The organism is Vibrio sp. OPT46 (genome assembly GCF_015163535.1).
Taxonomy (GTDB): Bacteria; Pseudomonadota; Gammaproteobacteria; order Enterobacterales; family Vibrionaceae; genus Vibrio; species Vibrio alginolyticus.
On sequence record NZ_JADDYG010000578.1, the window covers coordinates 1 to 5824 of the forward strand.

3 protein-coding genes and 1 pseudogene are annotated in these 5824 nt (G+C 42.5%); 2 read left to right on the forward strand and 2 right to left on the reverse strand.

Annotated elements, in window-relative coordinates; genetic code table 11:
* Nucleotides 1-300: 300 nt before the first annotated feature.
* Entirely contained in the window at nucleotides 301-1938 is a 1638-nt protein-coding gene (locus IQR33_RS23105; protein ID WP_005378266.1) for a methyl-accepting chemotaxis protein, read from the reverse strand.
* Nucleotides 1939-2712: 774 nt separating this feature from the next.
* Here IQR33_RS23105 and IQR33_RS23110 point away from each other — a divergent pair.
* Nucleotides 2713-3702, forward strand: a complete 990-nt coding sequence (locus IQR33_RS23110) for a Solitary outer membrane autotransporter beta-barrel domain (protein WP_017820055.1) — start codon at nucleotides 2713-2715, stop codon at nucleotides 3700-3702.
* Between the two features lie 5 nt (nucleotides 3703-3707).
* Here IQR33_RS23110 and IQR33_RS23115 read toward each other — a convergent pair whose 3' ends face one another.
* The gene (locus IQR33_RS23115; protein ID WP_005378271.1) at nucleotides 3708-3956 is read right to left on the reverse strand and encodes a hypothetical protein; all 249 of its coding nucleotides are present in this window, start codon (nucleotides 3954-3956) and stop codon (nucleotides 3708-3710) included.
* 888 nt (nucleotides 3957-4844) lie between these two features.
* On the opposite strand from IQR33_RS23115, the pseudogene IQR33_RS23120 reads away from it, so the two are divergent.
* Nucleotides 4845-5824: pseudogene (locus tag IQR33_RS23120) on the forward strand (cytochrome ubiquinol oxidase subunit I); the annotation flags it as partial.

Sequence of the window (5824 nt, forward strand, 5' to 3'; positions counted from 1 at the left end):
AAAACGTTTATGGTAAAGGTGTTATGAAGTTCTCAAATTTGAAGATTTTGGGTTGGAAATCACATTTTCCTGTGTGCAATTGCAATGGTTAAAAAGCAGCAAAAGTGATGATAAAAGCATCATCACGCTGTACAGAGTTTGTTACCGCTGTCTAGGGTTATTTGCCCACTCTGGTATACGAACTAAAGTGAGAAAGGAATGTAAATATAGTCGAAATTTCACAAGTCAGGTTCGCCACTTATCTAAAAAATAACCCGCTAAGAAGCGGGTTATTTCGTCAGTGAGATTGCTGTTCTCAGCTTATACTTTGAACTGACTGACCTGATGATCTAAACGTTGAGTTTGCTCTGACAACATGGCTAAAGAAGCTTGCGCTTGGTTTACGATTTCCACAATTGAAGTGCTACTGTCTGCAATGCCTTGTACGTTGCTATTTACTTCGTCACTTACTGTACTTTGCTGGCTCGCAGCCGTTGCAATGTGTGTATTCATCTCGTTCATACGTGAAATCGCGTTCAAGATTTCAGAAAGGGATTCACTCGCTCGGCCAGCGGACTTGATCGTTTCATCACTGCTATTTTGGCTACCGCGCATCACTTCTACAGCTTGTCCTGCACCAGATTGTAGCTTTTCAATCATGGTTTGGATTTCTCCCGTACTCTGTTGCGTACGACTGGCTAAAGAACGAACCTCGTCCGCTACCACAGCAAAGCCTCGCCCTTGCTCTCCAGCGCGAGCCGCTTCAATGGCTGCGTTAAGCGCTAATAAGTTTGTTTGCTCGGCAATACCACGAATTACATCCAGTACGGACGCAATGTTACTCACATCATGATCCAATGTGTTAATGACGTGGCTTGCGCTTTCGATTTCACTTGCGAGGCTGCGAATTGAGCTAACCGTTTGATCCAAAATAACATTGGTATTGGTAAGTTCATCATTCGCTGTTTGGCTCGCAACCGCGGCTTCGTTAGCGCTATCGCTTACATTTCTGCTGGTGACTTGCATTTCGTGCACTGCCGCCGCTACCGCCTCACTATCTTTTTGCTGAGAAACGGTCGAGTTCGCGATGGTCTTGGTCAACGAGCTAAGATTTGCCATTTCGTTACGTAGGGTATTTGAGCTTTCAATTACCTGAGCGACTGTCACTTGAATTTTGGACACAAACTGGTTAAATGCGTCTGCTAAATTGCCAATTTCGTCTTGTGTTTTTACATCGATTCGCTGACTTAGATCACCTTCACCGGACGCAATTTCTGTCATCGCATTTTTAATATCATTGATAGGCTTCACAACCGTTTGCAACAACAAAAACGCCATCGCAATAGCGGCCAGAATAACAATCACAATGCCCGCTTCAAGAATGAGTTCTGCTCTTGTTGCAGCCGCTGATATTTCGTCCTTCAATTGGCTTTGCTTTTCTTCTATTGCATCTTTTACAACGTTAAGCTGCGCTCTAACCTCGATAAATTGGTCTTCAAAGGTATGTTTGTGCTCATTGTAGTAACCACGCCATTGAGATTGAGGTAAACGTAGCATCGCCTCATAACTTGCTAACCATTTTTCACCCAAAGAGACAAGCGTTCGAACTTCATTACCATGTGTAGAAGGCGTCACACCGGCTTGCGATAGCTCAATCATTTGTTCCATACGCGGCAGCGCTTTGTATGCGTTGTCTTTGTATTCACCGATGTGGTGATCAATATCGGTTTGAGTATCAGAAAGAGCAACACCTTGGATTGCAGATGTAGCTTGGTAAAGATCGCGGTAAGCATCCTCAATCGTTAATAAGTTCGGCACGATCTGTTCGTTGAGTGTCTCACTCAATTCAGATTGCTTCCAACTTGTCATAACGTTTAATACAGAGCTCACAATAAACAATCCAATAATCAATGACAGCGGAATCACTATCTTCTGCTTGATCGTTAAGTTCTGGAACATGAATAGACTCTCTTTATTTATGGTATACAAACTGCCGGAAATTATATCAAACAAATAGAGTATACTATTAGGTAAAAGAGGCTATTCAACATGAAATCTAATGACTTTTTGACAAGGGTTCTAATTTCAACAATTAGTTGATTTTATACAAAATTTAACAAAGAGATCTTTTCAAAAGATGCAAATTAAAATGCTCTTTCAAAACGAAAAATATGTAACAGAAAGTGAATTAAAAGGGACCACATTTTGAAGAATAGATCGACTCAATGATTTACTGAGAACACATACAAAACACAGTTCTTGGATTGAGCACCACCGCGGAATATGCAAAGGTCCGAACATTTCTTCTAAAGCTCAAAAAAACCATTGTTTATCTGACGTATTTAAGGGTACTCCTTGATGATGTTAGTCGTGATGTTGGCAGACAGGATGCTTACAAGTTTTCGAAGTTAACCAGTAGCACAGTGAACGATTCAGATTTTCTTGAGCGCCAAGGCAATAAAAAAGTTTGCTATTTTCCTCTCAAGAGACGCATTAAAGAAAATAATGCAACCTAGTCACAAAGTCTTGCTACATCTTCAGAAAAGAATGATGTTGCTAAACAAATCTGGTGCAGCATACACATTGAAGCTAAACTCGTTTAAGGAACTTTTTCATATCAATATGAGAAAACATAGATTTCTCAAAGTTACACCGACCATTCAACGATTAAACTAATGTTAGCGTACCGGTACGTCCAAAAACTCCATGCATGAACCATTTGAAAGAGCCAAAATGTTCCAACCCAACTTCGCCTCAGTGGAGTGGCGAGTCGTTTCGCTCGCTCTCCTACTCTCTCTTCCTAACACAGCTCAAGCGGATCCACTAGATAAGGAAATTAGCAACCTTCTCCAACAACGTTTTTCTATCGCGGTTTTGCTGTCCGACACTGACGCAATTGCGTTTGGTATTGGCGACTTTGATCCGAATGCATTATTTGATACCGCCAACCCAGAGTTCGGGACTGACGAGTCAATCAATGAACGTCGAAGCAAATCCGTATATGTTCTCCCTTACACGACTAACTTTGACATAGAGGGCAGCGAGGACTTACATGAGCTGTCGTTTAAGGCATTTACGATACAAACAGAGAATGATCTCAAACTATTCGGCACAAGTAAGGATCTTCTCAAGGAAAGGACATACGGTGCATCGATTGGTTATGGGTATCTATACAAAGCAAGTGAAAACGTCACCCTTAGCACCAGAACGACGACTCACCTTATGCGTTATAAAAACTCATTCTCTACCGATAATAAACTTTCATCCATCATTGGAAGAATCCTAGACGGCCGTGCCGTTAACGTTTCAGCATGGGCGGCAATAGTTCAACCATCCATTAAAGCCAAATACACGTCTCCCACAATTTGGGGGAAATGGCATGCCAGTTCGACATTGAATTCATTCATTGGGCACAGCTGGGGAAGCGCAAATAACGGCAATATAGGCAACCCTAAAGGTTGGTACCTATCTAATGAAATCACCGGTTACTACAATATTTATCACGGTGAGCAGGCTTTATTTACCGGGATTAAAAGAGTCGACCTTTCGCATGATTTAAGCGATGAACTGGGAAGTCCGCATTACTACGAAGCTTCTATAGGATGGCTATTTTATGCACCAAAGCCCTTTGATTGGTTGGACAATTTCGGCATAGGCGTTAACTTCAACTACGGCTCGACTCTCAGAGGCGGCAGCATTCAGCTTTACTACAACAAACAATAAAGCCGTCAATACAGGAACCAGTTGGTAGCATATATAACAAGAAGAACGAGAAGACACAAAAGGAATGGCAGAGTTAGCGTCTTCGCAAACTTTTTCATGAGACTTGGGTTATCAAACACCACACCTTCCGCTTCTCTTACCCTTCGCTCTTCGTCAAAATGCCATTTAATGGCTAAGTAGGCTCCTATCCCTAATACAATAAGCTTAAAAGCTCCAGCAAAGTAAGGAAAGAAATTAGCCCAACTGTCATTCATTATCCATCTCCATCAAATTCAATATCAGCTTTGCGGTGGCAGAATCCAAAATTCATGTAGAATGCCCCCCTCAAAGTCAGACTCTCTGGCTAGCGCCAGTCTACTGCTCGAGATAGCTGTCCACAACTCTCTTTACCATATCGGCATCTATTAATTATTTAATAAATAATAAGAAAGACACTAGCACACTTGCTGAAAAGTAAGTGTCAGTTTGGATTGAAACTCATCAGAAATCGAAAATGGTCCGCAGTCGACTTGTTGATCTAGTGAAAGCCGAATTACCTAGCGCCAAATCGTTCGCTAGTATAAAAATGTAGCCTATCGCACTTCTGGTCGAGTGCTAACGAACTTATGATGCATATGTCATTAGCAGTGCAATTTTAAGTTTATCAATTAGCTAAAGTTTCCCACCTTAACTGCCAGTAAGTTTGCTGTGTTTGAGATGATCTCGACATGACTAGTGTATAAATAGTATGGAGGTTCAAAGTGAAGGCAAGGCAATTTTCCTTACTAAAAATATTGTTTTTGTAATTTTATTTCAGGATTATCGAAACCATCATAAGGATAATTCGAACTAATCTTAATCCATGCTCCTTCAGTTACATTTGCTTTCTTTTACTCACTTCTCGCGACTATTAGTGGCATTTTGAGACAATTTCCTACACTCCTTTCTTTCCCTTAGTTGATATAAATCATGGTTAGAAGAAAACAGAATCACCTGTATTTCTCGATACATGAATCCAAACTGCCCGACTTTTCGTAACTAAATTACAGATAGACACGATTTTTAGTATGGCACGTTTTTGAGGAACCAAGATGTTAGATACCCTCATGCTGTCGCGGATCCAGTTCGCGGCCAATATCAGCTTTCACATTCTCTTCCCGACCATCACCATCGCGTTGGCATGGATGTTGGTGTTTTTCAAGTGGCGATATAACCGCACCCAAGCCCCCGTATGGCTCGATGTTTATTACTTCTGGGTCAAGATATTCGCTCTTACTTTCGCCTTAGGTGTAGTATCCGGCATTACGATGAGTTTCCAGTTTGGTACCAACTGGCCAGGCTTTATGGAACGAGTCGGTAACGTAGCAGGACCATTGCTCGGATACGAAGTGATGACCGCCTTCTTTATGGAAGCCACCTTCCTTGGCGTGATGCTTTTTGGACGAGGACGAGTGCCGGAATGGGTTCATACTCTCGCCACCGTTCTGGTTGCTGTTGGGACAAGTATGTCCGCGTTTTGGATTCTAGTGCTTAACAGCTGGATGCACACACCAAGTGGCTATGAAGTGATTGACGGAATTGTACATGTAACCAGTTGGAAGGAAGTTATTTTCAATCCTTCTTTACCTTACCGTCTTCTGCACACGCTATTAGCATCGGCGCTGACTGCCAGCTTCTTGATTGCGGGTATCTCAGCTTATCAAATAATGAAAAAGCCAGATCACCGCTCAGCCAAACTTGGCCTAAAAGTCGCGCTGTTCGCGGCGGCTGGATTCATCCCAATTCAAATCTTTGTCGGTGACCTTCACGGGTTAAACACGCTTGAACATCAACCTGCAAAAATCGCAGCGATGGAAGGCGTGTGGGAGACCGAGCAAGGCGCGCCTCTTCTTCTGTTTGCGATGCCAAATGAAGAAACTCGCAGCAATGATTTTGAAGTGGGCATCCCAAAGCTGGCGAGTTTGATTCTTACGCATGACTTAGATGGGGAAATCCAAGGACTTAACGAGTTTGCACCTGACCACCCGCCAGTGAAGCCCTTGTTCTTTGGTTTCCGCGTGATGGTTGGTGTTGGTGTCCTTATGTTGCTTGTTAGCTGGTATGGCGCGGTGAAGCTAGCACGTAAAAAAGCGCTACCTAAACC

What these genes read in the sequence shown, in the direction of transcription:
- IQR33_RS23105 (WP_005378266.1), bottom strand. Translation starts at nt 1,938, where the DNA reads ATGTTCCAGAACTTAACGATCAAGCAGAAGATAGTGATTCCGCTGTCA.
- IQR33_RS23110 (WP_017820055.1), top strand. Translation starts at nt 2,713, where the DNA reads ATGTTCCAACCCAACTTCGCCTCAGTGGAGTGGCGAGTCGTTTCGCTC.
- IQR33_RS23115 (WP_005378271.1), bottom strand. Translation starts at nt 3,956, where the DNA reads ATGAATGACAGTTGGGCTAATTTCTTTCCTTACTTTGCTGGAGCTTTT.